The sequence below is a fragment of the Pseudomonas sp. TUM25319 genome, from assembly GCF_056388475.1.
Genome location: NZ_CM150751.1, coordinates 1,578,727 through 1,605,515, shown reverse-complemented (window position 1 = coordinate 1,605,515; position 26,789 = coordinate 1,578,727). Strand labels below are relative to the sequence as shown.

At 65.2% G+C, this 26,789-nt stretch carries 20 protein-coding genes; 9 read left to right on the top strand and 11 right to left on the bottom strand.

The annotated features are described in order from the left end of the window. Positions 1-131 precede the first annotated feature (131 nt). The 3 genes from AC05QJ_RS07365 to AC05QJ_RS07355 all read left to right on the top strand — a co-directional run bounded on the left by AC05QJ_RS07365 (position 132) and on the right by AC05QJ_RS07355 (position 3,779). Positions 132-944 (top strand): cytochrome C assembly family protein, encoded by an 813-nt coding sequence (locus AC05QJ_RS07365; RefSeq protein ID WP_476746248.1) that lies wholly within the window; start codon positions 132-134, stop codon positions 942-944. Positions 945-954: 10 nt separating this feature from the next. Beyond that, positions 955-2,166, top strand: a complete 1,212-nt coding sequence (locus AC05QJ_RS07360; protein ID WP_476746247.1) for a transporter associated domain-containing protein — start codon at positions 955-957, stop codon at positions 2,164-2,166. Positions 2,167-2,471: 305 nt separating this feature from the next. Continuing rightward, positions 2,472-3,779: an MFS transporter gene (locus AC05QJ_RS07355; protein ID WP_476746246.1), complete on the top strand. Its 1,308-nt coding sequence runs from the start codon at positions 2,472-2,474 to the stop codon at positions 3,777-3,779. 50 nt (positions 3,780-3,829) lie between these two features. Here the strand turns inward: AC05QJ_RS07355 and purT are convergent, their stop codons facing one another. From purT to AC05QJ_RS07330, 5 genes are all read right to left on the bottom strand, one after another. After that, positions 3,830-5,011, bottom strand: coding sequence for a formate-dependent phosphoribosylglycinamide formyltransferase (gene purT / locus AC05QJ_RS07350; protein ID WP_476746245.1), 1,182 nt, complete (start codon positions 5,009-5,011; stop codon positions 3,830-3,832). Between the two features lie 93 nt (positions 5,012-5,104). After that, complete coding sequence (locus AC05QJ_RS07345) at positions 5,105-5,572, bottom strand: preQ0 transporter (RefSeq protein WP_476746244.1); 468 nt, start codon at positions 5,570-5,572, stop codon at positions 5,105-5,107. Between the two features lie 64 nt (positions 5,573-5,636). Beyond that, a complete protein-coding gene (locus AC05QJ_RS07340) occupies positions 5,637-5,849 on the bottom strand; it encodes a DUF1289 domain-containing protein (protein ID WP_476746243.1) in 213 nt (70 codons plus the stop codon). Next, positions 5,849-6,373, bottom strand: a complete 525-nt coding sequence (locus tag AC05QJ_RS07335) for a gamma carbonic anhydrase family protein (RefSeq protein WP_476746242.1) — start codon at positions 6,371-6,373, stop codon at positions 5,849-5,851. Before AC05QJ_RS07335 ends, AC05QJ_RS07340 begins: the two co-directional genes overlap by 1 nt. A 43-nt stretch (positions 6,374-6,416) precedes the next feature. Continuing rightward, complete coding sequence (locus AC05QJ_RS07330; RefSeq protein WP_476746241.1) at positions 6,417-7,016, bottom strand: CoA pyrophosphatase; 600 nt, start codon at positions 7,014-7,016, stop codon at positions 6,417-6,419. Between the two features lie 131 nt (positions 7,017-7,147). On the opposite strand from AC05QJ_RS07330, the gene AC05QJ_RS07325 reads away from it, so the two are divergent. From AC05QJ_RS07325 to AC05QJ_RS07310, 4 genes are all read left to right on the top strand, one after another. Then, on the top strand, positions 7,148-7,708 hold the full coding sequence (locus tag AC05QJ_RS07325) for an NUDIX hydrolase (RefSeq protein WP_476746240.1): 561 nt from the start codon (positions 7,148-7,150) through the stop codon (positions 7,706-7,708). Positions 7,709-7,735: 27 nt separating this feature from the next. Continuing rightward, complete coding sequence (locus AC05QJ_RS07320) at positions 7,736-8,302, top strand: L,D-transpeptidase family protein (protein ID WP_476746239.1); 567 nt, start codon at positions 7,736-7,738, stop codon at positions 8,300-8,302. A 195-nt stretch (positions 8,303-8,497) separates the two neighbouring features. Further along, entirely contained in the window at positions 8,498-10,207 is a 1,710-nt protein-coding gene (locus AC05QJ_RS07315) for a ShlB/FhaC/HecB family hemolysin secretion/activation protein (protein ID WP_476746238.1), read from the top strand. 25 nt (positions 10,208-10,232) lie between these two features. Beyond that, positions 10,233-14,765: a hemagglutinin repeat-containing protein gene (locus AC05QJ_RS07310; protein WP_476746237.1), complete on the top strand. Its 4,533-nt coding sequence runs from the start codon at positions 10,233-10,235 to the stop codon at positions 14,763-14,765. A 69-nt stretch (positions 14,766-14,834) separates the two neighbouring features. Here AC05QJ_RS07310 and AC05QJ_RS07305 read toward each other — a convergent pair whose 3' ends face one another. Both AC05QJ_RS07305 and purL read right to left on the bottom strand, forming a co-directional pair. Further along, positions 14,835-15,146, bottom strand: coding sequence for an NGG1p interacting factor NIF3 (locus AC05QJ_RS07305; protein WP_476747887.1), 312 nt, complete (start codon positions 15,144-15,146; stop codon positions 14,835-14,837). A 2-nt stretch (positions 15,147-15,148) separates the two neighbouring features. Next, positions 15,149-19,048, bottom strand: a complete 3,900-nt coding sequence (purL, locus tag AC05QJ_RS07300; RefSeq protein ID WP_476746236.1) for a phosphoribosylformylglycinamidine synthase — start codon at positions 19,046-19,048, stop codon at positions 15,149-15,151. Positions 19,049-19,294: 246 nt separating this feature from the next. Between purL and mltF the strand changes: the two genes are divergently transcribed. Further along, positions 19,295-20,755, top strand: a complete 1,461-nt coding sequence (mltF, locus tag AC05QJ_RS07295) for a membrane-bound lytic murein transglycosylase MltF (protein ID WP_476746235.1) — start codon at positions 19,295-19,297, stop codon at positions 20,753-20,755. A gap of 139 nt (positions 20,756-20,894) precedes the next feature. Here mltF and tadA read toward each other — a convergent pair whose 3' ends face one another. Further along, positions 20,895-21,374 carry a tRNA adenosine(34) deaminase TadA gene (tadA, locus tag AC05QJ_RS07290; protein WP_476746234.1) on the bottom strand — a complete coding sequence of 160 codons (480 nt, stop codon included), beginning with the start codon at positions 21,372-21,374 and terminating at the stop codon, positions 20,895-20,897. Continuing rightward, a complete protein-coding gene (locus AC05QJ_RS07285) occupies positions 21,374-22,756 on the bottom strand; it encodes a multicopper oxidase family protein (protein ID WP_476746233.1) in 1,383 nt (460 codons plus the stop codon). The genes tadA and AC05QJ_RS07285 overlap by 1 nt, the downstream gene beginning before the upstream one ends. A 237-nt stretch (positions 22,757-22,993) precedes the next feature. On the opposite strand from AC05QJ_RS07285, the gene AC05QJ_RS07280 reads away from it, so the two are divergent. Further along, positions 22,994-23,494 carry an acyltransferase gene (locus AC05QJ_RS07280; RefSeq protein ID WP_476746232.1) on the top strand — a complete coding sequence of 167 codons (501 nt, stop codon included), beginning with the start codon at positions 22,994-22,996 and terminating at the stop codon, positions 23,492-23,494. 54 nt (positions 23,495-23,548) lie between these two features. Here the strand turns inward: AC05QJ_RS07280 and AC05QJ_RS07275 are convergent, their stop codons facing one another. Continuing rightward, positions 23,549-24,439: an alpha/beta hydrolase gene (locus tag AC05QJ_RS07275; RefSeq protein WP_476746231.1), complete on the bottom strand. Its 891-nt coding sequence runs from the start codon at positions 24,437-24,439 to the stop codon at positions 23,549-23,551. Between the two features lie 66 nt (positions 24,440-24,505). Further along, on the bottom strand, positions 24,506-26,734 hold the full coding sequence (locus AC05QJ_RS07270; protein WP_476746230.1) for a TonB-dependent siderophore receptor: 2,229 nt from the start codon (positions 26,732-26,734) through the stop codon (positions 24,506-24,508). Between the last annotated feature and the right edge of the window lie 55 nt (positions 26,735-26,789).

The window sequence follows — 26,789 nt, the reverse complement described above, 5'->3', positions numbered from 1 at the left end:
CGGGCAGGGACAGGGGCGCGATTATAACGAAGACTCGCGCCAGCGCACACCATACCGTCGGCCGCCAGTCTTCCTTGGCGGGCGCGTTCTATGCCAAACTCATCGGCTTTCGGGCTTGCCTAACAGGACTTATGCTCCCCTTGTCACCCAGCTTGCTACCCAACCTGATCGCCGCCTGCCTCTATGCCGCCGCGATCGTCTATCAAGGCACCGGCCTGGCCCGGGGCGTAAAGGCCGACAAACGGCTTCTCGGCCTGCTGGGAGCGCTGGCGGTCATCGCCCAGGGCAGCGCGCTGTTCTGGCAGTTGCTCACGCCCCTGGGCCTGAGCCTGGACTTCTTCAGCGCCGCCAGCCTGATCGCCACCGCGGTCATTGCCATCACCCTCCTCGCCTGCCTGCGCATCCCGGTGGAGAACCTGCTGCTGCTGTTGTTCCCCCTCGGCCTGCTGACGGCACTGATCGCCCAGTTCGCGCCCTCGGGCACGGTACCGCTGATCAACGAAGAGCCGGGCATCCTCGCCCATATCCTGCTGTCGATCCTGGCTTACGGCCTGTTCACCATCGCGGTGTTCCAGTCGCTGTTGCTGCTGATGCAGGACCACCAGCTCAAGCACAAGCATCCTTCCGGCATGATCCGCAACTTCCCGCCATTGCAGACCATGGAAAGCCTGCTGTTCGGCTTCCTCTGGGCCGGCTGGGGCCTGCTGTCGCTGTCGCTGATTTCCGGCTGGCTGTTCCTCGACAACCTGTTCGCCCAGCACCTGGTGCACAAGACCCTGCTGGCCTGCGTTGCCTGGGTGGTATTCGGCGTGCTGCTGTGGGGCCGCACCCGCCTCGGCTGGCGTGGCCACAAGGCGATCCGCTGGACCCTTGCCGGCTTCTGCCTGCTGATGCTGGCGTACTTCGGCAGCAAGCTGGTCCGCGAATTCATCCTGCATATCTGACGGACGAACCATGAACACCTTGCCGCTGGCTCCGCTGCTCGGGCTCCTGGCGCTGGCCTTGCTGTGGTCGGCACTGTTCACCGCCGTCGATGCCGCCCGCCAGCAGGCGCTCGCCAACCGGAGCAACGGCAAGGCCGACATTCCGGCTCCGGCGCTGATCTTCGGCGCCACGCTCGGCAAGTTGCTGGTGCTCGCCCTCGCCGCCCTGACCGGCCTGCGCTGCCAGGGCGAAAGCGGTTTCTGGCTGGGCTGCCTGGGTGCGACGCTGGTGCTGCTGGTCTGCGCCGAGTATCTGCCCCGGCAACTGGCCAGGCGCAACCCCGAAGCCTTCATCGGCCTGGGTTCGTTCCTGCGCCTGCCACTGCGCCTTCTGCAGCCGCTCGCCTGGCTGCTGGACGGCACCGCGCGCCTGATCCTGCGCCCCTTTGCCCTGCGTCCGGCAGTGGTCCAGCAGCACGACGAACACCTCGAAAGTGGCCCGGACGATACCGAAGAAGCCGGTGACCACCACACCGCCAGCACCCTTCCTGCCAGCCTCATGGCGCTGGACAGGATCACCGTCAATCACATTCTGGTTCCCCGCAGCGAAGTCGCCGGAGTCAACCTCGACGACAGCATCGAGGCGATCACCGCACAACTCAGGGCGTCCAGGTATACCCGCCTGCCGGTGTTCCACAGCGACATCAACCAGGTCCAGGCCGTACTCAACACCCGGCATATCGCCCACCTGCTGCCCAACGCCGAACTGACGCGGGAAAGCCTCATGGCCGCCTGCTACGAACCCTACTTCGTGCCGGAGAACACACCGCTGCAACTGCAACTGCTGAACTTCCACAAGCAGCAGCGGCGCATGGGCATCGTCGTCGACGAATACGGCGAGGTACAGGGCATCGCCACCCTGGAAGACATCCTCGAGGAGATCGTCGGCGAGTTCGAGGAGCAGGACAGCCAGGAAAACCCGCATATCCACCCACAGCCGGACGGCCGCTACGTGGTCGAAGGCAATGTGGCGATCCGCGAACTGAACCGCAGTCTCGGCTGGCACCTGCCCAGCGACGGCCCCAAAACCCTGAACGGACTGGTCACCGAGGCGCTGGAAAGCATTCCGGAAAGCAGCGTTTGCCTGAAGATCGGCCGCTACCGCCTGGAAATCCTCGAAACCGAGGATAACCGCGCCAGCCGTATCCTGGTCTGGACCGTCGCCCGCCAACCCGTGGTGTGATTCGCTACAGCGACAACACCTGATGTAGACACATTCTGTATCGAATGTGGCTATACTCGGGCCACGCTTACCCAGCCCTGCCGTCGCGCCCGCTACCCGCACCCGGCGCTTCCCGGCCAGTCCGCACCGCCTGCATCAAGCGCCTCAGCGGTACTGCTTCACACCCCGAACAGTGCCCGCGCCGCCCCCATCCCCACAGGGCATATGCTCGGCCACGCGGTCCATAACTCATAACAAGCTCCGACGCCGAGCCGTCGCCCGTGCGCGGCCGCCCAGGAAGCCTTCGACTGTCAGGGGTACCTTGCATGACCACCAGCAGCACCTACAACAATGAGGCCGACACCGCGCCGTCGGGCAACTCGCCGGCCCGCGTCGCCACGGCCAGCTTCATCGGCACGGCCATCGAGTTCTACGACTTCTACATCTACGCCACAGCCGCCGCGCTGGTAATCGGTCCGGTGTTCTTCCCGCAGACCTCGGGCACCGCGCAGATGCTCTCGGCCTTCCTCACCTTCGGTATCGCCTTCCTCGCCCGCCCGCTGGGCTCGGCGTTGTTCGGCCACTTCGGCGACCGCATCGGACGCAAATCGACCCTGGTGGCCTCGCTGCTGCTGATGGGGGTCTGTACCACGCTGATCGGCGTGCTGCCCGGCCACGACAGCATCGGGATCTGGGCACCGGTCCTGCTCTGCGTACTGCGCTTCGGCCAGGGGCTGGGGCTCGGCGGGGAATGGGGCGGCGCAGCGCTGCTGGCTACCGAAAACGCGCCCAAGGGCAAGCGCGCCTGGTTCGGCATGTTCCCGCAACTGGGCCCGTCCATCGGCTTCCTCGCCGCCAATGGCCTGTTCCTGGCCCTGGCGATGCTGCTCAGCGATGAAGACTTCCGTGCCTGGGGCTGGCGCATTCCGTTCCTGCTCAGCGCAGCGCTGGTGATCGTCGGCCTGTACGTGCGGCTGAAACTGGAAGAAACCCCGGTGTTCGCCAAGGCCATGGCCAGCCATCAGCGGGTGAAGATGCCGGTGGTCGAGCTGTTCGCCCAGTACTGGATGCCCGTGCTGCTCGGCGCGGCGGCCATGGTGGTGTGCTACGCGCTGTTCTATATCTCCACGGTGTTTTCGCTGAGCTACGGCGTCTCCACCCTGGGCTACACCCGGGAAACCTTCCTTGGCCTGCTGTGCTTCGCGGTGCTGTTCATGGCCCTGGCCACGCCGCTCTCAGCCTGGCTCAGCGACCGTTTCGGGCGCAAGCCGGTGCTGGTGACCGGTGCCCTGCTGGCGATCGCCTCGGGCTTCACCATGGAACCCTTGCTGACGTCCGGCTCTACCGCCGGCGTTGCGCTGTTCCTGGCGATCGAGCTGTTCCTGATGGGGGTGACCTTCGCGCCCATGGGCGCCCTGCTGCCAGAGCTGTTCCCGACCCACGTGCGCTATACCGGCGCATCGGCGGCGTACAACCTGGGCGGTATCGTCGGCGCTTCGGCGGCACCCTTCTTCGCCCAGAAACTGGTGGCGATGGGTGGCCTGAGCTGGGTTGGCGGCTATGTTTCGGTGGCGGCCCTGCTGAGCCTGATCGCCGTGCTGTGCCTGAAGGAAACCCGGCACGCGGAGCTATAACGAAAAACGCGGGACAGGCCGAAAGGCCTGTCCCGCGTTGTTTTCAGCGCTTAGAACTCGACCTTGACGGCTTGCGATGCGCGGGTCGCCTTGGCCCGGGCGGCCTCGATCGACTCATCGCGCGCCAGGCACACGCCCATGCGGCGCTGGCCGTTGACTTCCGGCTTGCCGAACAGGCGCAGCGCGGTGTCTGGCTCGGCCAGGGCGGCGCCGAGGTTATCGAACGCCGTCTGCTGCGACTGGCCTTCCACCAGAATCACCGCCGACGCCGATGGGCCGAACTGGCGCACTGCCGGGATCGGCAGGCCAAGGATCGCCCGTGCATGCAGGGCAAACTGCGACAGGTCCTGAGAGATCAAGGTGACCAGGCCGGTGTCGTGCGGACGCGGCGAGACTTCGCTGAACCACACCTGATCGCCCTTGACGAACAGCTCGACACCGAACAGACCACGGCCGCCCAGTGCCTCGGTGACCGCCTTGGCCACGCGCTCGGACTCCGCCAGGGCCACCGGGCTCATGGCCTGGGGCTGCCAGGACTCCTGGTAGTCGCCCTTCTCCTGACGGTGACCGACCGGCGCCAGGAAGGTGGTGCCGCCGATATGACGAACGGTCAGCAGGGTAATTTCGTAGTCGAAATCGATGAAGCCTTCGATGATCACCCGGCCCTTGCCGGCACGGCCGCCTTCCTGGGCGTAGTCCCAGGCCTTCTGCAGGTCGTCGGCGCTCTTGAGCAGGCTCTGGCCCTTGCCGGACGAACTCATCACCGGCTTGACCACGCAAGGGAAGCCCAGGTCCAGGGCGGCCTTGCTGTACTCCTCGAAGGTGTCGGCGAAGTGGTAAGGCGAGGTCGGCAGGTCCAGCTCTTCGGCGGCCAGGCGGCGGATGCCTTCGCGGTTCATGGTCAGTTGCGCGGCGCGGGCAGTCGGCACCACGGTGAAGCCCTCGGCTTCCAGCTCGACCAGGGTGGCGGTGGCGATGGCTTCGATTTCCGGCACGATGTAGTGCGGCTTCTCGGCCTCGATCACGGCACGCAGCGCTGCGCCGTCGAGCATGTTGATCACATGGCTGCGATGGGCCACCTGCATGGCCGGGGCGTTGGCGTAACGGTCCACGGCAATCACTTCAACGCCGAAGCGTTGCAGCTCGATCACCACTTCCTTGCCCAGCTCGCCGCAGCCGCAGAGCAGTACACGGGTCGCGGTGGGCGACAATGGAGTTCCGATACGAGTCATTTCAGGTCCTCAGAGGGAGAAATCCAGGACCGCCCCAGCACGGTGCGGGCCAGCGAAAGGGGCATATTTTACATGGTTGGACGCCGTCGCGGCTCAGCCGGCGACGGCGTTTTTCCGCACCCGCCAGGCCATGGCCAGCCAGACGGCGGTCACCCCGGCGAACTTCGAGGCCAGCGCCGTGCCAACCACGGCCGGTGTCAGCGCGCCGATCATGCCGAAGAAGATGAAGGTATCGAGCGGGATGCTCAGCGCCGAACTGAGCCACAAACGGTCGTGCAGCGGCCGCTTGGTGATACTGAAGACGATCCAGTCGATCAGTTCGGAAACGGCGAAGGCGGTGGCACTGGCCACGGCGATGGCCGGATCGGAGGTCACGTAGGACAGCACCAGCGCCGCCAGCATGGCGACCAGCGCACCATGGCCGAAGCGGGTCTGCACCATGTCGCGCAGGATGAACACCAGGCCACCCCAGGCGGACCAGATCACATCCAGGTGCGGCGCACTGGAAAAGGCGTAGTTGATCAGCACCACGCTGCTGATATAGGCGATGAGAAAGAACATGGAAGGCACCGGTAAGAAGCCGCACAGGGTACTTCAGAGCCCCCGTGCGGCCAAGTCCCGGAAGTCAGCTTGCGGTGCGCGGCTGGTTGAAGATCAGGCCGGCGGCCACTGCCCGCTCATGACAGAGCAGCAACACCTGGCGGCGCTCGGCGTTGTCCATGCGGCCCCAGCGAGTGATTTCACCGGCGGTGCGCTGGCAGCCGGTGCAGATGTCCTGCTCGTCCAGGGCGCAGATACTGATGCACGGGGACGGGACGGGTTTTTCCACGCTGCTCATCAATCCTCCTGCGGCGCCAGGTCGCGGGCATAACGCTGGGCGTTGTGCACGTAGTGTGCGGCGCTGGCTTCGAGCAGCTTCTTCTGCGCATCGGTGAGCTCGCGCACCACCTTGCCCGGCGAACCCATGACCAGCGAGCCGTCGGGAATCTCCTTGCCCTCGGGGATAAGCGCATTGGCGCCGATGATGCAATGCTTGCCGATCTTCGCGCCGTTGAGAATCACCGCATTGATGCCGATCAGGCTGAAGTCGTCCACGGTGCAGCCGTGCAGCATGGCGTTGTGGCCGATGGTCACGCCCTTGCCGATGGTCAGCGGCGAGCCCATGTCGGTGTGCATCACGGTGCCGTCCTGGACGTTACTGTTCTCGCCGATGTCGATCAGCTCGTTGTCGCCGCGCAGGACCGCATTGAACCAGACGTTGGCGCCCGCCTGCAGGCGCACCTTGCCGATCAGCGTGGCATTGGGGGCAACCCAGCTCTGCGGATGGGTTTCGACCCGCAGGTCGCCCAGACGGTATTTCATGCGTGGATCCTCACGGTGGAAGTGCGGCGGGTGGGCCCGCTCGTCATAGTGAAGTGAAGCGCTCGGGCGGCTGGTGCAGGCTGATCCGCGCGTCGTAGAGCAGGTTGACCAGCTCGACGATCATGATCGCCGAGAGGCCCCAGATCTTGTATTCGCCGAAACGGTAGCTGGGGACGTACCAACTGCGGCCCTGATAATCGATCCGGTGGGTGTGGTCACGAGGGTCCTGGCGGAAGAATTCCAGCGGCACGCTGAACACGGCGGCAATTTCGGCATCATTGGGCTGGTACTCGACATAGTCGGGAATCAGCCCCACGAACGGCGTGACTTTCAGGCCATGCAGCGAGATCAGCGGGCTCAGCGGGCCGACCACCTCGACCAGCCCTGGCGGCAGGCCGATCTCTTCCTCGGCTTCACGCAGTGCGGTGAACACCAGATCCGGGTCTTCCGGATCACGCCGGCCACCCGGAAAGGCCACTTCCCCGCCATGGGTGGAAAGCCCCTTGGCACGCAGGGTCAGGACCAGTTCAGGCTCTTCGCTCCGGGTGATGGGCAGCAGCACCGCGGCCTCGGGAAAACGTCGATCGGTTTCCAGGGTACCCGGGGTGTGACTGCTCACACGGCGAAGTAGCTCGTCCAGCATGGTCTCTCTCGTTCCAGAAGCGTTCTGCATCATGCACCAAAGCCGCGCCGGGCCCAACCCCCGGCGACGATCGCACTTGCCGGGCGCAGGACGGCGGCGCGAAGATAGCCGCACCTATAAGGAAGATAAGCATGAAATACTGCAGCGCGTGCGGCAAAGCAGTCACCCAGCGCATTCCCGAAGGCGATTCCCGCCTGCGCTATGTGTGCGATCACTGCCAGACCATCCATTACCAGAATCCCAACATCGTCGCCGGCGTCCTGCCCAGCCACGGCAGCAAGGTCCTGCTGTGCCGCCGCGCCATCGAGCCGCGCCGCGGCTACTGGACACTGCCGGCCGGGTTCATGGAGAACGGCGAGACCATGGAAGAGGCCGCACGTCGGGAAACCGTCGAAGAAGCCTGTGCCCGCCTCGGCGAAATGAGCCTCTATCACCTGTTCGATCTGCCGCACATCAATCAGGTCCACGTCTTCTACCGCGCCGAACTGGCCGACCTGGACTTCGATATCGGCGTCGAAAGCCTGGAGGTGCGCCTGTTCGAGGAAGACGAGATCCCTTGGGACGAGCTGGCTTTCAGGACGATCCACGTCACACTAGAATGCTACTATCGGGACCGCGAAAGGCAGCACTACCCGGTTCGCACCGGCAGCCTGCCACCTTCATTCGCGCCACCCCACACGAACGACTCGTAAACACCGGAACTCCAGGGATACCGTTTCATGCGCTGGTTGCTTGCCCTCTTTTGCCTCAGTGTGATTTCGGTGTCCCAGGCGGCCTACACCGAAACCATCGTCACCAAACCGATTCTCAAGGACGCGCCACCCGCGCCCCTCGCCTCGCCTGCCGAAACCCGTCCCAACGGCCGCATCGACAAGGTGCTGGTGCTCAAGTCCCAGCGGCGTCTGGAGCTGATCAGCAACGGCGAACCGCTCAAGACCTACCGCATCTCCCTGGGCAAGAAGCCGGTGGGGGCCAAGGAGCGCGAAGGCGACAAGCGCACCCCGGAAGGCTTCTACTGGCTGGACTGGCGCAAGATCTCGGACCGCTACAACCTGGCCATCCACGTGTCCTACCCCAATGTGACGGATGCCGCCAAGGCTCGCCGTGAAGGCGTTCCGCCGGGCGGGATGATCATGATCCACGGCACGCCAGACACCGAAGACAATCCCGAAGAGCTGTTCCACACCCTGGACTGGACCGAAGGCTGCATCGCCATGCGCAACGTCGATATGCGCGAAGTCTGGAACCTGGTGCAAGACGGCACCATGATCGAAATCCGCCCCTGAGGCCCCGCTCCGGCGCTCTTGCGCCGGCCAATCCCCTGCTTCCTGACAGGCTTCGGAAATTTCCGAAGCCGCTCACGCTTTTTCCCTACCCGCTTTCGCGCCTTTCCCCCGCATCCAAACGATTGCGCCTTCCTTAGATTCGTCTCGCCTGATTTTTATTGATCGTCCTGATAACAAAAACCAAGGACGCATGACATGCCGAGTTCGCCACGAATCGAAGGCCCGCGCAGCCGTGCGCCGGCCCTCCTGATCCTTGTCGCCCTGTGCTGGCTGACACCGCGCTGCGCTGCTGCCGTCGATGCCGCGTCGCTCCTGCCCATGCTGCAGGAACAACGTCGCGACGCCGAAGAACGCGAGCGGCAGCAGCGCCTGCGCCGCCTCAGAGCCCCCTTCGCGATCAATGTCCCGGACGACAGCACCGAAAGGCCGCCCGCCGGCACCCCGTGCTGGCCGATTACTGGGGTTCGCCTGGCGGGCAACACGCTGATGGCGCCCGAGGCCCTCAACCGGGCACTCGAACCGCTGCTGCAACCCTGCATGGATGAAACGCGCATCAACGCGGTACTCAAGGCCATCACCCGCAGCTATCTGGAGCAGGGCTATCTGGCGGCCCGGCCTTATCTGGCCAGTGCCCCGGCGGCGGGGGCCAGCCTCGACATCGTGATCGTCGAAGGTTTCGTCGAATCGGTCGAGTTCGAAGATCCGCAACTGCCGTTGTCGCTGTCCCGTGCCTTTCCCGATCTGCTGGGGTCGCCCTTGCGGCTGTCGGCGCTGGAGCAGGGACTGAACCAGATGAACCGGCTGCAATCGTTCGACCTCAGCGCCGATCTGGAACCCGGGGAGCTACCGGGGGGCACGCGGGTGCTGATCAGGTCGCAACGTACACGCACGTCTCGCTGGCGACTGGGGGCCGGGATCAACAACGGCGGCGACAGGGCCACGGGACGCGTACGCACCCTGTTGTCCGTGAGCATCGACAGTCCGCTGGAACACAATGACTTCCTGCGCCTCTCCCGGATTCGCAGCCTTCCCGGCCGCAGCAGCGGCAGTGAGGCCTACGGCATCCAATACAACACGCCATACGGCCCCTGGAGCTTCTCGCTGCGGCTCAATCGCATCGAGAGCCGGACCGATGATTCAGGGGGCGCGGCAAACAGCCAAAGCGACTTCTACAGCCTCGGACTTTCCCGTGAGCTGTGGCACAACGCCTCAGCCACGCTCAACGCCGACCTGACGCTGAACTACAAGCGCCTGGACAGCCGCTTTTCCGGTCAATGGCTGCGGCTTCGCCTGCAAAGTCCGACGCTGACCACGCTGGACGCCAGCCTCAACCTGACCTGGCGCGACCAGGCCCTGTGGAGCGCCACGCTCGGCTACAGCCGTGGACTGGGCTGGTTCGGCTCGGACACTGCCGCAGCCCACCCGAATGCCCCTCAACCCCTGTTCCACCGCTACCAGGCCAGCCTCTGGCAACTGCGGCAAGGCGCCGCCCCCGGGTTTCGCTGGCGCTGGGAAAGCGCCCTCAACCTGCAGTACAGCCCGGTGCCACTGGCCGCCGTGGAGCAGATGGCGATTTCCGGCGACAGCGCCGTACGCGGTTTCCGCCAGGCCACCGTCTCCGGCGCCAGCGGCATCGTCTGGCGCAATACCCTGAGCCTGCCACTGGCCCACCCCTTGCCCGAACGGCTGGAAATCCGTCCCAGCCTGGGCCTCGACGTCGGCTGGAGTCGCTACGACCACGGCAGGCCCTCGCAGCGACTGGTCGGTGCACAGGCTGGCCTGCAGGTCAGCCATCCCTGGGCCCGTCTGACCCTGGCTTACCACCGCGCCCTGTCCGCCACCGACACCCGCCGCCGCGATCTGGAGCCGGGCTACTGGCTAGCCGAACTGCACCTGCCTTTCTGATCCCACAACAACAAGAGAAACCACCATGCGCCACCTGCCTGCACGGTTCACCCCCAACCTGTTACGCCGGGCCATCGGCCTGAGCCTGCTGGTCCCCGTCACGGCCATGGCCAACAACGGCCTGCAACCTGTCGCCGGCCCGGCCGGCACCCCGTCCATTGGCGAACACAACGGCGTGCCGGTGATCGACATCGTCGCCCCCAACGCCAGCGGCCTGTCCCACAACCAGTTTCTCGACTACAACGTCGGCCAACCCGGTGTGGTACTGAACAACGCCCTGGACGCCGGGCACTCGCAACTGGCGGGCGCCCTCGGTGCCAACCCGCAGTTCCAGGGCCAGGCCGCCGCTACCATCGTCAACGAAGTCATCAGCCGCAATGCCTCGAGCATCGAAGGCGCCCAGGAGATCTTCGGCCGGCCCGCCGACTACATCCTCGCCAATCCCAACGGCATCACCATCAACGGCGGCAGCTTCATCAACACCACCCGCGCCGGCTTCCTGGTGGGACGCCCGGAGATCGAAGACCAGCGCCTCTCCCGCCTCGACAGCCTGTCGGCCAGCGGCACGCTGCAGGTGGGCGAACAGGGCCTGAACAATGCCGAAGGCGCCCTCGAACTGATCGCCCCGCGCATCGAAACCCGCGGCGTCCTGCACGCCGCTACCGACCTGGACCTCACGGTCGGGCGCAACCGCATCGACCGCGCCAGCGGCGAGATCATCGACCACCTCGCCGGCACGCCAGGTAGCGTCGATGCCAGCCTGTTCGGCGCGATGCAGGCAGGTCGCATCCGTATCATCAGTACCGCCGAAGGCGCGGGCGTCCGCCTGGAAGCCCCGTCCGTCACCGCGCGCAACGGGCTCAGCATTCGCTCTGCCGGCGATCTGCAGATCAGCGGCAACGAGCATCAGGCCAGCCGCCTGCACGCTGGCGATGGCGTGCTGGAACTCAGGGCCGATGGCGACCTGCAACTCACCGCCGTCGATGGCCAGGGACGACGCATCGAGGGGGGCGCCGGGAAAAAACTGGTGCTGGACAGCAAAACCCGCGAAACCATCCAGCGCGACAACGAGAAATGGGACAAGAAGTGGTGGTTCATCACCACCGAAACCTATGACCGCAGCAAGGTCCGCACCGAACGCACGAACAAGGGCAGCAGCCTCAGCGCCGCCGAAAACATCGACCTGGTGGCCGGCGGCGACGCCCGGCTGACTGCCGCGACGCTACGGGCCGAGGGCGACATGGCGCTCAGGAGCGGCGGCAAATTGCACATCGATGCCGGTATCGACAGCCAGCGCAACGAGGAGAGCATCCGTCACCGCAAGCACCTGTGGCGCGGCGACCAGGACCGCAGCGACTACCGCGAGACCGGTCACGGCGGCGAACTGGCAGCGCGCAACCTGAAGCTGGACGCAGCGCAGGCGGTGAAACTTGAGGGAGGAACCCTGCGCGCCAGCCAGGACATCACCATCAGGACACCGGACCTGGACGTTGCCGGCCGGGCCTTGCACGGCAGCGACAGCCGCAAGGAGTACCGCGGCGACCTGGTTTCCGGGGCGTTCTTCGGCAATCGCGAAAACGACCAGGGCAGCCAGCAGAAGGTCCAGGGCAGCCAGATCCTCAGCGACGGCGCAGTGACGGTGGTCGCCGATCAGGTACGGGTCAGCGGCAGCCGTATCCGCAGCAAGGACGACGCGCTGCTGGTCAGTGAAAAGGCGCTGCTGAGCGTCGAAACGGCGCAGGAAACCACCGCCCGCACCACCAGCAGCACCGACAGCAAGCTGTTCGGCCTGTTCGGCAGTTCCAGTGACAGCACGCTGCAGCACGACACCGTCCTGGTCAGCGACCTGGCCTCCGAGAGCAACCTGCGCCTGGCCAGCGCCGAAGACCTGCAGGTGATCGGGGGCCGATTGAATGCCGGCAAGGAGTTGCAGCTCGAAGCGGCCAGGGATGTCCAGGTCAAGGCCGCCGGACAACAACAGACCACCCGCACGGAACAGACCGACAAAGGCTTCTACGCCAACGCCCGGGAAACCACCGAGGCCCGCGACGGCAAGCCGGGCTCGAAGCAGTACGCCGCATCAGTGGGCTACGAGGTCGACCGACAGCAGAGCACCACCACCCAGGACACCCTGGTCGCGAGCCAGCTCGGTGGCGCCTCGATTCGTATCGACGGCAAGGGTGCCGTCAATCTCGACAGCACCGACCTCGATGCCCGCCAGGGCGCTATCGACATCGACGGCACCTCGGTCAGGCTGGGTGCCCTGTCCAGCGGCGAAACCCACAACACCGTCACCAGCCGCTCGGCAGGCGGGCTGGGCGTCAGCGGCGGGATGGACCGCATCGGCAGCGGCTACGAGGGGGCGTACAACCGCAAGGAACGCGACGAACACCTGGTGGAGAGCCGACCCAGCGAACTGAAGGCCGCCGGCGACATCAGGATCAAGGCCCAGAGCCTGATCAACGAGTCGGCGAAGGTGAACGCAGCGCAGCAGTTACAGGTGGATGCGCCGCTCATGGAAAACCGCGCGACGGCCAGTGTGCGCGAGACCCGCGAGAGCGAAACCCACTGGCAAGGCAACCTGGGATTGAGCCTGGACTACCGCGACATCACCCGGCCGATCGAAAACCTGGTCTCCGGCAACGAAGCCGCCCGCTTCCAGCAAGCCGCCGTGGAAGACGCACTGGCGCCGCCCACCCTGGGCGCCGACCTGGGGCTGGAGCACTACAACCGCGAGCAGACCCAACGCAGCGAAACCGCGCAGGTCAGCGAGCTGTCGGGCGCGAAGGTGAAGGTCGTGGCCGATACCCTCAGCGATACCGGCACCCGGTACCGCGCCGAAAGCGGCAGCGTGCAGATCGACGCCACCCGGCATGAGTTTCTCGCCGCGCAGGACTCCAGCAGCGAAACCGTCCAGCGCCTGGATGCCGGCGGCACGGCGCGGGTCGAAACCAGCACCGGCCACGACATTGCCGGCAAGGTCACGGGCAAGGGTGGCTCGCTGGACAGCAGCGAAACCCGCGTCGTGGCCCGCCCCGGCAGCTTGTCTGGCCAGCAGGGCATCCAGGTTCAACTGGGCAGCGACGGCCTCTACGAGGGCACCGTCTTCGACGCCGGCAAGGGCGACCTGAAGGTCGAGACCGGCGGCAACCTCACGCTGGCCCAGGCCAACGACCGCCAGACGCGGCAACTGCGCCAGCTCGATGGCAACGCCTGGCTCAAGGGCGGCAGTTCGCCCGCCGGCAACGCCCTGGAAGCCCGGGCCTACCTGGACCACAAGCGTAGCGACAGCCAGGACAGCCAGGCGCGGGTCGCCAGCCTCGATGGCGAGGGGGACATCCACCTCAAGGCCGGTGGCGCCATGACGCTGACCGGTACCCGGATCGGCAACGAGCAGACCCGTCCGGAGCGGATCCTCACCGAGGCCGACGGCCCCTTGCGGGTGCTGGCCGCCACCGACAGCCATGACGCCAGCGGCAGCAACCTGGGTGGTGGTGGCGAAGCGGTATTCAGGAAAAACAGCGCGGGCAAAGGCGCCGGGCTCGGCGGCCACTTCAGCAACGGCCGGATTTCCGAAGCCGACGAGACGGCTCAGGGCGCGGTTTTCACCGCCAGGGAATCCGTCGAACTCACCAGCCAGGCCCGGCAAGAGGACGCTCTCCACCTTCAAGGCCTGAAGGCTTCGGCCGCACAGATCAAGGTCGCCGCACCGAACGGCGGGGTGCTGGTGGAGTCCGCCAGCAGCAGCGAGCGCCGCGACAACCTCGACCTGACGGTGGGCGCCGGCTATGGCGTGACGCCTGCTGCCGAACGCAGCGAAACGAAAAAAGGCATCTATGGCCGCGCCCAGTTCACGCTCGACCAGCGCGACAATCTGTTGCACCAGAACAGCCAGCTCGATGCCGACAAGGTCGGCCTTTACAGCAGGGGCGACCTGCAACTCAATGGCGTGCGGGTCAACGCCGCGCGCGTCGAGGGCATGGTGGGCGGCGACCTGCTGCTCGCCAGCCGGCAGGACCGGGTCAATGCCCTGAAGGTCGAGGTCGATGCGCAGTTGAGCAAGGAACAGAATCCCCAGGGTTACCTCAACGCCGTGCGCTCGTTCAGCGGGCCACTGGCCGCGGGCGCCGAGAAGAAGGTCGGCAGCACGGTGCAGAAAGCCGATCCGGGTATTTCACCGACCCTGGACCTGAAAGTGGATTACGCCCGGCGCGATACCGTCGCGGCCCCCAGCCGGCTGAGCGGACAGGACGGGGTGACGCTGCAAGTGGCCGGTGACGTGAAGCTGTCCGGGGCGGACGTTCGCGCCGGCAACGGCACGGTCGATCTGGGCAGCGAACGGATCAGCCGGGAAACCCTCAACGGACGGGATGTGCGCCGGGTCGTCGGCACCAACCTGTCCAACGCACCCGTGGAACTGGGCAGCGATCTGGTCAATACCTACAAGGAAGGGATGAAACTGGACGAGGGCGATTCGCGGGTGGACCTGGGACTGGTGCGCACCGGAGGGCATGATCGGGAGGTGAGGCTGGAGTCGGCGATCATCGAGAAACGATAAGAGGACTGCAGTTTCTGCTGCCCTCATCGCTGGCAAGCCAGTGATGAGGCCAGCAGAAACAATGCAACACTAGATATCCGAGAGCATCCACGCCTCATACGCCGGCGTTTCATAGGGATGGCTCTGCTTCAGCGCGGCAACGACCTGATGAATCAGGTCGTCAGCCACCACCAGTTCCACCCGCCATTCCTCGACCTGTTCGACCACCCCGCTCTGCCCGATGAACGGCTGGCTGCCGTCCAGCGGGCGGAACTGACCCTGGCCCAGCACTTGCCAGGCGCAGCAGTCGTAGGCGCCGATGCGCCCGCCGCCCGCGGCGAACACGGCCTGCTTGACCGTGTCGACGTGGCTCGGCGGAACGAAGAAGGCGAGTTTGTACACCCTCAGTTCACCCAGACGCGGGCGTTGCGGAACATGCGCATCCACGCACCGTCTTCGCTCCACTCGTCCGGACGCCAGGAGTTCTGCACGGCACGGAACACACGCTCAGGGTGCGGCATCATGATGGTGACGCGACCGTCGCGGCTGGTGAGACCGGTGATCCCGCGCGGCGAGCCGTTCGGGTTGGCCGGGTAGTTCTCGGTGACCTTGCCGTGGTTGTCGACGAAGCGCAGCGCCACGCAGCCGGACAGGTCGGCTTCGAGCAGGGCTTCTTCGCTGGCGAACTCGGCATGGCCTTCGCCGTGGGCGATGGCGATCGGCATGCGCGAACCGGCCATGCCCTGCAGGAAGATCGAGTTCGACTCCTGCACCTGGACCATGGCGACCCGGGCTTCGAACTGCTCGGAACGGTTGCGCACGAAGTGCGGCCAGAACTCGCTGCCCGGGATCAGTTCGTGCAGGTTGGACATCATCTGGCAACCGTTGCACACGCCGAGGGTGAAGCTGTCGGTGCGCTCGAAGAAGCCCTGGAAGGCATCACGGGCACGGGCGTTGAACAGTGCCGACTTGGCCCAGCCTTCACCGGCGCCGAGGACGTCGCCGTAGGAGAAGCCACCGCAGGCTACCAGGCCCTTGAAGTCGTTGAGGTCGACACGACCGGCGAGGATATCGCTCATGTGCACGTCGATGGCGTTGAAACCGGCGCGGTCGAAGGCCGCAGCCATTTCCACCTGGCCGTTGACGCCCTGCTCACGCAGCACGGCAACCTGTGGACGCACGCCTTTCTTGATGTAAGGCGCGGCGATGTCCTGGTTGACGTCGAAGCCCAGCTTGACGCTCAGGCCCGGGTTGTCTTCTTCCAGCAGCAGATCGAATTCCTGGTCGGCGCCCTGGGCGTTGTCGCGCAGGCGCTGGATCTGGTAGCTGGTCTCGGCCCACTGGCGTTGCAGCAGGCGGCGGTCGCCCTTGAACAGCTCTTCGCCCGCCAGCGTGATGACCACTTCGCCGTTGTTGATCGGCTTGCCGATCACCGCGACGCAGTCTTCACCCAGGCCGGCAGCGCTGAACTGGGCCAGCACGTCCGGGGTGGCGTCCTGACGAACCTGGATCACCGCACCCAGCTCTTCGTTGAAGAGGATGGCGGCGACTTTCTCGCGCTTGCCGGTGAGGGTGTCCAGTTCCAGGTCCAGGCCGCAGTGGCCGGCGAAGGCCATTTCCAGCGCAGTGGTCAGCAGGCCGCCGTCGGAACGGTCGTGGTAGGCCAGCAGGTGGTCGTCGGCGTTGAGGCCCTGGATCACGGCGAAGAAGGCCTTCAGGTCTTCGGCGTCGTCGACGTCCGGCGCCTGGGCACCCAGCTTGCCGTGGGTCTGCGCCAGGATCGAAGCGCCCATGCGGTTCTTGCCGCGGCCCAGGTCGATCAGGATCAGGTCGGTCTCGCCCTTGTCCATGCGCAGTTGCGGGGTCAGGGTCTTGCGTACGTCGAGTACCGGAGCGAAGCCGGTGACGATCAGCGACATCGGCGAGGTAACGGTCTTCTCGGCGCCCTCGTCGCTCCAGCGGGTCTTCATGGACATGGAGTCCTTGCCCACCGGAATGGTCAGGCCCAGCTCAGGGCAGAGTTCCATGCCCACGGCCTTGACGGTGTCGTACAGACGGGCGTCTTCACCCGGATGGCCGGCAGCGGACATCCAGTTGGCCGACAGCTTGATGTCGGAAAGTTTCTCGATGCGAGAGGCGGCCATGTTGGTCAGCGTCTCGCCGATCGCCATGCGGCCGGATGCGGGGGCATCCAGCAGGGCCAGCGGCGTGCGCTCGCCCATGGCCATGGACTCACCGGTGTAGACGTCGAAGCTGGTGGCGGTGACGGCGACGTCAGCCACCGGGACCTGCCACGGGCCGACCATCTGGTCGCGGGCAACCAGACCGGTGATGGTGCGGTCGCCGATGGTGATCAGGAAGCTCTTGCTGGCAACCGCCGGGTGGCGCAGCACGCGCTCGATGGAATCGGTCAGTTCCAGCTGGGCCGGATCGAAATCATCGCCCAGCTCGGCTTCGCGGGTGACCGAACGGTGCATGCGCGGCGGCTTGCCGAGCAGCACTTCCAGCGGCATGTCCACCGGGGTGTTGCCGAAGTGGCTGTCGGTGACGGTCAGTTGCGGCTCTTCGGTGGCTTCACCGACCACCGCGAACGGGCAGCGCTCGCGTTCGCAGATGGCCTGGAAGCGCTCGAAATCGACTGCGCTCACGGCCAGCACGTAACGTTCCTGGGACTCGTTGCTCCAGATTTCGTGCGGGGCCATGCCCGGCTCGTCGTTCGGCACGTTGCGCAGCTCGAAGCGGCCACCGCGACCACCGTCGTTGACCAGCTCGGGGAAGGCGTTGGAGATACCGCCGGCGCCAACGTCGTGGATGAAGGCGATCGGGTTCTTGTCGCCCAGTTGCCAGCAACGGTCGATGACCTCCTGGCAGCGGCGCTCCATTTCCGGGTTTTCACGCTGAACCGAAGCGAAGTCCAGATCGGCGGAGCTGGCACCGGTGGCCATCGACGAGGCAGCGCCGCCGCCCAGGCCGATCAGCATGGCCGGGCCGCCGAGCACGATCAGCTTGGCGCCGACGGTGATCTCGCCCTTCTTCACGTGCTCTTCACGGATGTTGCCCATGCCGCCCGCGAGCATGATCGGCTTGTGGTAGCCGCGCACTTCTTCGCCGTGGGGGGTGTCGATCGACTGCTCGAAGGTACGGAAGTAGCCGGTCAGGGCCGGGCGACCGAACTCGTTGTTGAAAGCGGCGCCGCCCAGCGGGCCTTCGATCATGATGTCCAGCGCGTCGACGATGCGCTCGGGCTTGCCGTACGGCTTCTCCCATGGCTGTTCGAAGCCCGGGATACGCAGGTTGGACACGGTGAAACCGGTCAGGCCGGCTTTCGGCTTGGCGCCGCGACCGGTTGCGCCTTCGTCGCGGATCTCGCCGCCGGAGCCGGTGGAAGCCCCCGGGAACGGCGCGATGGCGGTCGGGTGGTTGTGGGTCTCGACCTTCATCAGGATGTGCACCGGCTCCTGCACCGCGCCGTACTGGCGGGTCTCAGGGTTCGGGAAGAAGCGGCCGGCCACCGAACCGACGATCACCGAGGCGTTGTCCTTGTAAGCGGACAGAACGCCTTCGCTGTGCATCTGGTAGGTGTTCTTGATCATGCCGAACAGGCTTTTTTCCTGGCTTTCGCCGTCGATGTCCCAACTGGCGTTGAAGATCTTGTGACGGCAGTGCTCGGAGTTGGCCTGGGCGAACATCATCAGTTCGATGTCGTGCGGGTTGCGCTTGAGGCCCTGGAAGGCGTTGACCAGGTAGTCGATCTCGTCTTCGGCCAGGGCCAGGCCCAGCTCGACGTTGGCTTTCTCGAGGGCGGCGCGGCCACCACCGAGGATGTCCACGGCGGTCAGCGGGCGGGGCTCGGCGTGGCTGAACAGGCCGGCGGCCTCTTCGAGCTTGCCGAGGACCACCTGGGTCATGCGGTCGTGCAGTTGCTCGGCGACCAGGGCCGCGTCGGCCTCGCTCAGCTCACCGCTGACATAGAAGGCAATGCCCCGTTCCAGGCGACGGACGTTTTCCAGACCGCAGTTGTGGGCGATATCGCTGGCCTTGCTCGACCAGGGCGAGATGGTGCCGAAACGCGGCATGACCAGGAACAGGCGACCGGCAGGCTCCTGGACCGGCACGCTCGGGCCGTACTTGAGCAGGCGCGCGAGCACTTGCTGTTGGTCGGCGGTCAGATCACCGTCAACTTCGGCGAAATGAGCGAATTCAGCGTACAAACCACTAACAGCGGGGACTTTCTGGCTCAATTGCTCCAGTAATTTACCGTGGCGAAAGGCAGAAAGGGCAGGAGCGCCGCGCAGGATCAACATCGTCGGGACAGCCTCAGGAAGGGGGTGTGCTTAGAGGCCGTGCATTCTAGCCTAAAGCGCTGCGCGAGGCACCCGAAACGCTGCATCCGCGGCCATCCGAATGTCGGCAAGTGCATTGCAGACGAGTCGGAGCTTTCCCGAAGGGCTCCAACTGCGCCGAAAAGTCGCAAGCACGGCGAGCGATAACAGACAAGCTATCTGTTGTCGAGATATGGCGCGGCAGGCCCTTTGCGTATACTGCACGTTATGTTCGCCCACACTGCTTTGCGCCAGCGGTGCGCCAAATGGCTCATCGCAACCGGACTCTTCCTGATGCTCGGTGCCTGCGTTGAAAAACCCAGCACCCTCGAACGCATCAAGGAGGATGGTGTATTGCGGGTTGTAACCCGCAACAGTCCGGCCACCTACTTCCAGGACCGCAACGGCGAAACCGGCTTCGAATACGAGCTGGTGAAGCGTTTCGCCGACGATCTGGGCGTCAAGCTGGAAATCGAGACCGCCGACAACCTGGACGACCTGTTCAGCCAGCTCGGCAAGCCGTCCGGCCCGGTGCTGGCGGCGGCGGGACTGGTCAGCAGCGAGCAGCGCCAGGGCCAGGCGCGCTTCTCCCACCCGTACCTCGAAGTCACCCCGCAGATCATCTACCGCAACGGCAAGTCCCGGCCCACCAATGCCGCCGGTCTGGTCGGCAAGCGTATCCTGGTGCTCAAGGGCAGCAGCCATGCCGAACAACTGGCGGAGCTGAAGAAGCAGTATCCCGGCCTGGAGTATGAAGAATCCGACCAGGTGGAAGTAGTCGACCTGCTGCGCATGGTCGACGAAGGGCAGATCGACCTGACCCTGGTGGATTCCAACGAACTGGCGATGAACCAGGTCTACTTCCCCAACGTGCGGGTGGCCTTCGATCTTGGCGACGCCCGCGACCAGCGCTGGGCCGTGGCCGCCGGCGAAGACAACAGCCTGCTCAACGAAATCAACGAATACCTCGACAAGGTGCAAAAGAATGGCACCTTGCAGCGCCTGAAAGACCGCTACTACGGGCATGTGGATGTCCTCGGCTACGTCGGTGCCTACACCTTCGCCCAGCACCTGCAGGAGCGCCTGCCGCGCTTCGAAAAGCATTTCCGCACCTACGCCAAGCAGGAACAGGTGGACTGGCGCCTGCTGGCGGCCATTGGTTACCAGGAATCGATGTGGCAGCCGGAAGTCACCTCCAAGACCGGCGTACGCGGCCTGATGATGCTGACCCAGCGCACCGCCCAGGCCATGGGCGTGTCCAACCGGCTGGACCCGGTGCAAAGCATCCGTGGCGGCGCCAAGTACTTCATGCACGTCAAGGAACAACTGGACGACTCGATCAAGGAGCCGGACCGTACCTGGTTTGCCCTGGCGGCCTACAACGTGGGCGGCGGCCACCTGGACGATGCACGCAAGCTGGCCGAACGCGAGGGACTCAACCCGAACAAATGGCTGGACGTGAAGAAAATGTTGCCGCGTCTTTCGCAGAAGAAGTGGTACAGCAAGACCCGCTACGGTTATGCCCGCGGCGGCGAGCCGGTGCATTTCGTCGCCAACATCCGCCGCTACTACGACATCCTCACCTGGGTGACCCAGCCGCAACTGGAAGGTAACCAGGTCGTCGAGGGCAACCTGCATGTGCCAGGCGTGAACAAGGACAAGCCCGCGGAACAGACCCCGCCGCTTTAGGCTCTGTATGAAAAGCCTTGATACTCGGTGATGCTGCGTTGAAAACAGCCTCGGAATGCTCATTGACAACCAGTCAACTCCGCTTCCTCGGCTGTTTTCGCCTTGCCTGACCTTCGTCTCAAGGCTTTTCATACAGACCCTAGGTTTTTGCTCGGCGCGCCTTGAAGAACTCGCTGAGGATTGCCCCGCACTCCTCCGCCAGCACCCCACCTTCGTAGATCACCCGGTGATTGAGAAAGCCCTGGGTGAAGAACTGTCCCTGGCTCTGCACGATGCCCGCCTTGGGTTCCAGCGCGCCGTAGACCACGCGGTTGACCCGCGAATGGACGATCAGGCCGGCGCACATGCTGCAAGGTTCGAGGGTGACGTAAAGGGTGCTGCCCGGTAGCCGGTAGTTACTGGCCGCCCTGGCCGCCGCGCGGATGGCGACCATTTCGGCATGGGCGCTGGGGTCGCTGTCGAGAATCGGCCGGTTGAAGCCCTGGCCGATCACCTGGCCGTGCTGCACCAGCACCGCGCCCACCGGCACCTCGCCAAGGGCCGCGCCCTGGGCGGCCAGTTCGAGGGCCAGGCGCATGAATTCCTGATCGCGGCTGCGATCGATGATCTGTGGCCGCATCAGACCACCGCGATCGCGGCCATCAGGCCGGTTTCCATGTGGTCGATGACATGGCAGTGGAACATCCAGGTGCCGGGATTATCCGCCACCAGCGCCACCTGGGCGCGCTCGTTCTTGCCCAGCAGGTAGGTGTCGGTGAACCACGGCTCGACAATCTGCCGGCGATTGGAGGCGATCACCTTGAAGCTCATGCCGTGCAGGTGCACGGGATGCTGGTACTGGGTCATGTTCTTCAGCTCGAAGATGTAGCTCTTGCCCTTCTGCAGCGTGGCGATCGGACGATCGGCGCAGGTCTTGTCGGTGATGTCCCAAGCCTGGCCGTTGATCTGCCAGAGGCTCGGCGGCCGACCGTTCTCGGTGTCCACCGAGACCTTGCCGGCCCACTCGAAATTGAAGTTGAGCTTCTCGGCGTTTTCCAGGTCCGGCTCGGCGATGGGGTTGGCCGGCAGCGCCGGTGGCCAGTCGCCCGGCTTGTCGGCACTGGCTACCGAGCGCAGGGTGCCGAGGCGCACGAAACCATCGCGCAGGGAGATTTCCTCGCCCGCGTCGGGAATGCGAATTGCCAGGCAGATACGCATGCCCGGGCCGAGCCAGTAATCCTCTTCCAGCGGGCGCGGGGTGATGGGGTTGCCGTCGAGGGCGTAGACCATCGCCTCGCAGTTGCCCTTGAGGTTGAGGCGGTAGGTCCAGGTGTTGTCGAGGTTGAGCAGGCGTACCCGAACCACCTGGCCGGCCGGCAGTTCGGTGACCGCGTCGGCCTTGCCGTTGATGGTGATCAGTCGCCCGGCGGTGCCGTTGCGCGCCGCCTCGCGGGGAATGCTGAAGGGCAGGAAGGCGCCCTGCTCGTCCACGTGCCAGGTCTTCAGGCTCAGGGTGCGCTCGTGGAGGAAGCCGGTGGGCTCGCGCTCCTCGACGATCAGCGGGCCGACCAGGCCGCGGCCCAGTTCCTCGCTGCTGCTGACGTGGGGGTGATACCAGTAGCTGCCGGCATCCGGCACGCGGAACTTGTAGTCGAAGAACTCGCCGGGCTTGACCGGCAGTTGCGAGACGTACGGCACGCCGTCCATTTCCAGCGGCAGGCGGATGCCATGCCAGTGGATGGTGGTTTCCACCGGCAGGTGGTTGATGAAGCGCACCCGCAGCCAGGTACCCTGACGCACCCGCAGCTCGGTGCCCGGTGCCGACGGGCCAAACGCCCAGGCTTCGGTCTTGAAGCCCGGCACCAGTTCAACGTCCAGAGGCGCCGCGATCAGTTCGTAGTCATGCCCGGCGTTCTCGTCCTCGACCTTGCCCAGCCAGTAACGGGCCGCGCCACCGGCACCAAGACCAACCACCACCAGACCGGTGAGGCCCTTGAGCATTTGTCGACGGGTAAAGGACATTGGAACGGGCACCTCATCTCGCGGAAACACCAGCCGGCCATGGTCTGGCCAGCGTGAAGGGCGAATACGATACACCCGCATTTACGAAAGATTAAGTGAAGACTTGTCGCAGCCCGGCGGTTCAAGCCACCCAGGGCTTGCCATTTCATTCCCATGCCCGAAGGGCACTGGTAGCATCGTGCGCTTCAAACACGGGCGGCACCTACGCTCGTCGCTCAACGCGAACAAGGAAAGGCAATGACGACTTCGAACGACCAGCACGGCACCCAGGCCAGCTACTACGTCCATCCACTGGCTGACGTCCAGGCCACCGAGATTGGCGAGAACACCAGAATCTGGCAGTTCTGCGTCGTCCTCAAAGGCGCTCGCATCGGCTCAAACGTCAACGTCTGCTCGCATTGCTTCATCGAGAACGATGTGGTGATCGGCAACGATGTCACCGTCAAGAACGGTATCTACATTTTTGACGGCATCACCCTCGAAGACAATGTCTTCGTCGGCCCGAACGTCACGTTCACCAACGACAAGGCCCCTCGCTCGAAGGTCTATCCCGACGCGTTTCCAAAGACTCTGATCAAGAAAGGCGCGTCCATCGGCGGCGGGGCGGTCATTCTGCCGGGCATCACCATCGGCGAAAACGCGATGATCGGCGCGGGCGCGGTGGTTACCAAGGATGTCCAGGCCAATGCGATCGTTTATGGCAACCCGGCTAGAGTGCAGGGCTCCGTAGCGCCCTGACAGTCTGCCCCATGACTGGAAGCCGCCGCGGGCCTGCGGCGACTTCCGGTCAACTCAGCGTGACATCCCCTCGATCACCGCATGCAGCGACGCCGGCAACATCGGCCCGTGGTTCAGTCCTTCGAAACGCTGGTAGCTGACCTGCAACCCGGGAGTCTTCTCAAGCTCGGCCACCAGTGACCGCGCCGGCGCCTCGACATCACCGGTGCTCGGACCACGAGGCTGCGACGGCTCCGCGCTGCCGCGCATCAGCAGCAATCGCCGCGTGTTGCCCGCCAACCTGCCCTTCAACTCCTGCGCCTCACGCACGATCGCCCCGTCCCGCCACCACAGCGACGGGCTGGCCGCGGCGTAGTCGCTGAACTCGCCCGGCCGGGTGAACAAGGCATGCAGCACCGCCAGCCCCCCATAGGAATGCCCCCACAACGTCTGGCGAGCCGGGTCGATTGGCGCCACGGCGGCGACCATCGGTCGCATGCGCCGGGTCAGCAGGTCGAGAAACGCCTCCACGCCACCACTCGGCTGGCCGGTCAGCGGATCGACCTGCTCGGCCAGGCCCGGCACCAGGGGCGTGTAATCGTAGGTGCGGGCATTGCGTTCGATACGCTCCTCGGTCTGGTAACCCACGGCCACCAACAGCGGCGCGTCGCCGTCAGCCAGCCGCTGCAGTTGCCCCGGCTGCAAGGCCTCAAGGGCGGCATTGCCATCAAGCATCCACAGCACCGGATAACCCGCCGCCGGCGCCGGGCGATCCGGCTGACCGACCCACAACCGGTAGTGGCGCTGCCCATCGGCGGAATCGAGCGTGAGGGTGGTGAAGCGATAGGCGGCGTCCTTTTGCTGCAGGACAGGAGCGTCCATCTTCTGCTGCGGTTCCGGCCGCGCCAACGCAAGCGAGCCCGACGCCATCAGCGCCAGGCTCAGAAACAACGGGGTGAGGTTCATCAGGCGTTCTCGTTATGGACGCACGCGGCCGCCACTTCACCAAGGGAAGCGGCGGCCACGGGCCTCTTAGAAGGAAGCGGTCAGGCTGGTGTACAGCGTGCGGCCTGGCTCGTTGTAGGTGGCCGCACCCGCGCCGTCGATGTTGGTCACGCCCTGGGCGTTGCCCTCGCGGAACAGGCGCTTGTCGAACAGGTTATCGACGCCGGTGGTGAGGCTGAGGTTCCTGGTGATGGCGTAGGTGCCGCTCAGGCCCACCAGCGCGTAGGGCGACAGTTGGTTGTTGGCGTTACCGGTCACGCGATCGCCGTGGTAGTCATACTTCTTCGGCGTCTGCTTGCCATACCAGGCCACGCTGGCCTGCAGCGACAGGTCGTCGGTGGCCTGCCAGTCGAGCATCGAGTTGAGGGTGTACTTCGGCGTTACCGACAGGGTCTCGCCGGTTTCCTTGTTCTTCGATTGCAGCATGTAGGTGAAGTTGTTGCTCCACTTCAACTGCTCGGTCAGCGGGATGGTCAAGGTGCCTTCCAGGCCTTCCACCAGCGCCTTGGGAATGTTCTCCCACTGGTAGACCGCGGCATTGGCGTAGCTGCCGGTGCCACCGGTGGCGCGACCGACCGGGCTCATGCCCGATTCGATCTTGTTCTTGTAGTCGTTGCGGAAGTAGGTCAGGCCGGCAACCCAGCCGTCTTTCTGGAACTCGATGCCCAGTTCCTTGTTGACGCTGGTTTCCGCCTCGAGGTCTTCGTTGCCCATCAGGTAGCAGCTGGTGCTCTGCCCGTAGCAACCCTGGCCACGGCTGTAGAGCAGATAGTCGGAGTCCAGTTGATAAAGGTTCGGCGCCTTGTAGGCCCGGGCGATGCCGGCCTTCAGGGTAACGGTGTCGGTCAGCGCGTGGGACAGGTTGAGCGACGGGCTCCAGTTGTCGCCGACGATGCTGTGGCGGTCGAAGCGCAGTGCCGGGGTCAGCATGGTGCCGGGCATCAGCTCGATGTTGTCTTCGGCAAACAGCGAGAAGATCTGCGCCTGGGAGCTGGTGTCGCGGTTGGTGCCGGTCAGGCCGCTGACGGCGCCGCCTTCGGTGGTGGTCTGGGTGTTGGCGCTCGGGTCGTTAAGCTGCTGCTGGCTCCATTCGCTGCCCAGGGTCAGGGTCTGGTCGCGCCAGGCATGCAGCGGCAGGTTGACCTCGCCGTGGGCGGTCAGGGTGCGCAGGGTCGAGGTGTAGAAATCGGTGTTGCTGAAGATGCCTTCGGTGCCACCGGCGAGGCCTTCGTTGATCCGCTGGTTGCGGGTCTTCTCGTATTGCAGGTAGGCCATGGTGCTGCCGAAGTCCCAGTCGCCACGGTGGGTCAGCGCGTAGTTCTCGCGGTAGAGGATGTTGGTCTCGTGGCCCAGCATGCTCTTCACGTTGGCGTTGGAGTTGGTGTTCTGGGTGTCGCCGGAATAGATATTGCCCTGACGGCTGAAGCCGGCTTCCAGCTCCAGGGTCTGCTCGGGGGTCAGGCGCCAGCTCAACTGGCCGTTGACGTCCTTGTTGCGCACACCTTCGCGACCGGCAGGCAGGGTGCCGGCCTGGTTGCCGGTACGGGCGGACTCGTGCCCGGCGTTGATGTCCCAGTCGTCCGAGTCGGTCTTGGCGACGTTGCCGTAGACGCGGTAGCTGAGGGTGTCGGTCAGCCCGCCGTTGAGGCCGAAGGTCACGCGCTTGCTGGCGCCTTCGTCGCTGTGGGTCGGGAAGTTCTGGTAGACCGTCACGTTGCCGTGGGTTTCGGTGCCCGGCTGCTTGGTGATGATGTTCACCACGCCGCCCATGGCGCCGGAGCCGTAGCGGGCTGCCGCCGGGCCACGGATGACCTCGATGCGCTCGACCTGGTCGGCCGGCACCCAGTTGGTGTCGCCGCGGGAGTCACGCTCGCCGCGCCAGCCGTAGCGCACCGAGCTGCGGCTGCTGACCGGCTTGCCGTCCACCAGGATCAGGGTGTTTTCCGGGCCCATGCCACGGATGTCGATCTGCCGGTTGTTGCCGCGCTGGCCGCTGGTGGAGTTGCCGGTGAGGTTGACGCCGGGCATGGTGCGGATGATCTGCGACAGGTCGGTGGCCGGTGGACGCTTCTTGATGTCTTCGGCGGTAATCACCGATACGCCCGGCGCCTGCTTGGTCTCTTCCAGCGCAGTAGCGACCACGTTCTGGTTCTCCAGCTCGATGGCCTGGCTCTCGGTGGCCGCCTGGACGGCACAGGACAACAGGCAGCTGGACAGCAACAGGAAGGGAATGCGGTGGGATGGGCGGGGCAACATCTTCGGATCTCCGGAACGGTGCGCTGAAGGCAAGAGATCACGAATGATAATGACT